The organism is Streptomyces gottesmaniae (genome assembly GCF_031845845.1).
GTDB classification, from domain to species: domain Bacteria; phylum Actinomycetota; class Actinomycetes; order Streptomycetales; family Streptomycetaceae; genus Streptomyces; species Streptomyces akebiae.
The window spans coordinates 1-359 of the sequence record NZ_JAVRFJ010000184.1; the positions used below are offsets into that span (position 1 = coordinate 1).

At 66.3% G+C, this 359-nt stretch carries 1 pseudogene; it reads right to left on the reverse strand.

Features of this window, described 5'->3' with window-relative positions:
• Positions 1 to 207 precede the first annotated feature (207 nt).
• Positions 208 to 359 (reverse strand): annotated as a pseudogene (locus RM704_RS44980) (electron transfer flavoprotein subunit alpha/FixB family protein); the annotation flags it as partial.

The following is a 359-nucleotide window of genomic DNA, read 5'->3' on the forward strand; positions in this document are numbered from 1 at the left end:
TGCGGCTGCCCGCCGGCACCGGTTGACCGAGCTTCACGAACCGGTAGATCTGCGCCACGGCTCGGGCGATGAGCGCAACGCCGACCACGGTCAGGACCAACGACACGATGATCGCGGCGAGTTGCATGGGGGATCACCTTCTCAGCGGTTCCGAACGGACACTCTCGCGCCCGAGAGCCTGTGTACAGAGTTGGGCGCGCTCACCTCTCAGCCCTTGCGGGCCTTGATCTCGTCGGTGAGCTGCGGGACGACGTCGAAGAGGTCGCCGACCACGCCGTAGTCGACGAGGTCGAAGATCGGGGCCTCGGCGTCCTTGTTGACGGCCACGATGGTCTTCGAGGTCTGCATGCCGGCGCGGT